Here is a 2,441-nt window from a genome sequence, read left to right as displayed (position 1 = left end):
GTGTCCGGCTGCGGCTCGCTGGTCGAGCGCGACACCCAAGGCGTCGTGCTGTTCGATATTGGCGGCGGTTCGTCGGAAATCGCGCTCATCGATCTCGCCGGCCGCCGTTCGCCGAGGTTGGCCAATCATATCGTGTCGTGGACGTCGCTGCCGGTCGGCGTCGTCTCGCTGGCCGAGCGCTTTGGCGGCCGCACGGTGACGCGCGAGATCTTCGCCGCCATGGTCGATGACGTTGCCGGCCGGCTGGCCAGCTTCGACGGTCGCGATCGGCTGAGCCATCTCAAGGCCAGCCCGAATTTCCATCTGCTGGGCACGTCCGGAACGGTGACGACGCTGGCCGGTGTCCACCTTGAACTCGAGCGCTATGATCGCCGCCGTGTCGACGGGCTGTGGATGGACCGCGACAGCGTCGACCGCATGGTCGAAAGACTGGTTGGCTGGGATTTCCAGCAGCGCTGCGCCAACCCTTGCATCGGTGCCGATCGCGCCGATCTGGTACTGGCCGGCTGTGCTATCCTCGAAGCGATCCGCGCCGTATGGCCGTCCGAGCGGTTGCGGGTCGCCGATCGTGGCCTGCGCGAAGGTATTTTGAGCGAATTGATGGCCGATGATGGCGTCTGGCGCAACGATGGGCGTGGCAGAGCGTGAACAGTCGACCCCCACTCCGTCGAGCTACGCTCGACACCTCTCCCCCGATCGACGGGGAGAGGAAAGGCGTGAACTTATGCAGGCTGGCTCCCTTCCTCTCCCTCCGGAGGGGGGAGAGGTGGCTCGGCGAAGCCGAGACGGAGTGGGGGAAGCCCTTCACGAAACGCGCAGACGTCGAAAAATGAGCACAACTCGACGAGCGAGAAAACCCGGACCAGAAATCAGGCAATGACCAAGAAACCGGAAAAACCAGGATCCGCCAGCATTCGCGTGCTGAAGACGCGGATCAAGAAGAAGAGCGGGCTGAAGGAATCGTCGCGCCGTTGGCTGCAGCGCCACATCAACGATCCCTATGTCCAGCGCTCCAAGGCCGACGGCTATCGCTCACGCGCGGCCTATAAGCTGATCGAGATCGACGACAAGCATCATCTGTTGAAACCCGGCATGAAGGTGATCGACCTCGGTGCCGCCCCCGGCGGCTGGTGCCAGGTCGCCGCCGCGCGGACGAAATCGACGGCCGACAAGCCGCATGTCATCGGCATCGATTATCTCGAAATGGACGCCGTGCCCGGCGCACCGGTGCTGCTGATGGATTTCCTCGATCCGCAGGCGCCGCAGAAGCTGGCCGAGGCGCTGGGTGGGGATCCCGATATCGTGTTGTCCGACATGGCGGCACCGACCACCGGCCACAAGCGGACCGACCATATCCGCACCATGCATCTGTGCGAGGTGGCGGCCGATTTCGCGCTGTCGGTGCTGAAGCCAGGCGGGCACTTCCTTGCCAAGACCTTCCAGGGCGGCGCCGAAAACGAACTGCTCTCCATGCTCAAGAAGAATTTCCGCTCGGTCCATCACGTCAAGCCGCCGGCGTCGCGGGATGAATCGGTCGAGCTTTATTTGCTGGCCAAGGATTTCAAAGGGCGAGATCTTCCTTCTCCCCTGGGAGAAGGTGTCGCCGAAGGCGACGGATGAGCTCCAGGGAGCGCCAACGTTTCACTCCGCTGGAACACCCCTCATCCGTCTCGGCGCTTTCGCGCCGATCCACCTTCTCCCACAGGGGAGAAGGCAAGAGGGAACTACTTCCCCGCCGTGCTCGTTTCCAGCGTCTTGGGTGTGGTCAGGCGGCCGTGGCCGGAGATGGCGTTGCCGGCATCGGGCGCCAGCCGCATGAACGACAGCGACGCGGCGGCGGAAATCGCCGCGACGACGAAAAACGCGGTGTGGAAATCCGCCAGCGTCAGTGACCTGTCGTGCAGGCTCGTGGACACCTCCAGGATTCCGCCGGCCAGCGCCACGCCGAGCGCGACCGACAACTGCTGGAACACCGCCGTGATCGGTGTCGCCTTGCTGGTGTCTTCAGCCGAAACCTCGGCATAGGCGAGCGCATTGACGCCGGTGAAGAACATCGAGCGGATGAAGCCGCCGACGAGCAGCATGGCCAGCATCAAGAGATAGGGTGTGTCGGGTGTGAACAGGCCGTTGATGGCGATCGAGGCGGCGGCGACCAGAGAACCGACAACCAGGACGCGGCGGAAGCCGGCGACGCGGAAGATCAGCGCGGTGACAAACTTCATCCCGATGGCGCCGATCGCCGAGACGAAGGTGATCATGCCGGACTGGAACGGCGTCAGCCCAAAACCGATCTGGAACATCAGCGGCAGCAGGAACGGCACGGCACCAATGCCGATGCGGAACAGTCCGCCGCCAAGCACCGAGGAGCGGAACACCTGGTTGCGGAACAATTCGAGCGCCAGCAAGGGATTTTTGGCGCGCCGCGCGTGCAGCAGATAGAG

2 protein-coding genes and 1 pseudogene are annotated in these 2,441 nt (G+C 63.9%); 2 read left to right on the top strand and 1 reads right to left on the bottom strand.

The window, feature by feature from the left end; genetic code table 11:
* Positions 1–648 (top strand): annotated as a pseudogene (locus ENZ74_RS29190) (Ppx/GppA family phosphatase); the annotation flags it as partial.
* Positions 649–876: 228 nt separating this feature from the next.
* Positions 877–1,620, top strand: a complete 744-nt coding sequence (locus ENZ74_RS29180; protein WP_013532288.1) for an RlmE family RNA methyltransferase — start codon at positions 877–879, stop codon at positions 1,618–1,620.
* Between the two features lie 104 nt (positions 1,621–1,724).
* On the opposite strand, the gene ENZ74_RS29175 is transcribed toward ENZ74_RS29180, so the two are convergent.
* Positions 1,725–2,441 (bottom strand): MFS transporter (locus ENZ74_RS29175; protein WP_127313197.1); only part of this gene is annotated, 717 nt, incomplete at its 5' end.

The sequence above is a fragment of the Mesorhizobium sp. M7A.F.Ca.CA.002.15.2.1 genome (assembly GCF_003998715.1).
In the GTDB taxonomy this organism is placed as follows: domain Bacteria; phylum Pseudomonadota; class Alphaproteobacteria; order Rhizobiales; family Rhizobiaceae; genus Mesorhizobium; species Mesorhizobium ciceri.
Note: the sequence above shows the minus strand (reverse complement) of the source record. Positions and strands in the feature narration are given on the sequence as shown.